Annotated in this window: 1 protein-coding gene; it reads right to left on the bottom strand. The window is 69.2% G+C overall.

The window, feature by feature from the left end; all coding sequences use genetic code 11:
• Window positions 1–587 (bottom strand): Trk system potassium transporter TrkA (gene trkA, locus ACUY1T_RS22005; RefSeq protein ID WP_446025700.1); only part of this gene is annotated, 587 nt, incomplete at its 3' end.

The raw sequence follows: 587 nt of genomic DNA, 5'->3' as shown, positions 1-587 counted from the left end.
GGAATGATCGGCCGGTTGCGGCGGTAGATGGCCGCCACCCGGGTATCGACGCTGGGCATGTGGCGGCGCAGGAAGCCGAGGTCCTGGCCCACCAGCGGGCCGCCGTAGTACGCCTTCACCGCCACCAGCTGCACCAGGCCACCGGCGAACTCCAGCACCTGCAGCGCGCCGGGGTGCTCGATCAGGCGGCGGATATGGTCGGTGACCACCTGCTCGGGGCTGATCAGCACGTCGATGGGTACCGCCTCGTGGGCGAACAGCCCCTTGCGGGTGAGGTAGGCGGTGGCGCGTACGCGGGCGATCTTGGTGGGGGTGCGAAACAGGGTGTGGGCGACCTGGCAGGCGATCATGTTGACCTCGTCCTGGCTGGTCACCGCGATCAGCATGTCGGCGTCCTCGCAGCCGGCCTGTCGCAGCACCACGGGATAGGAGCCGGGGCCGGTCACGGTGCGGATGTCGAGCCGGGTATGCAGCTCGCGCAGCCGTTCGCCGTCGGTGTCCACCACCGTGATGTCATTCTCCTCGCGCGCGAGGTGCTCGGCCAGCGTACCGCCGACCTGGCCGGCGCCCAGGATGATGATCTTCAT

Source organism: Billgrantia sp. Q4P2 (assembly GCF_052806135.1).
The sequence above is the reverse complement of the archived record's forward strand: the minus strand, read 5'-3'. Positions and strand labels throughout refer to the sequence as shown.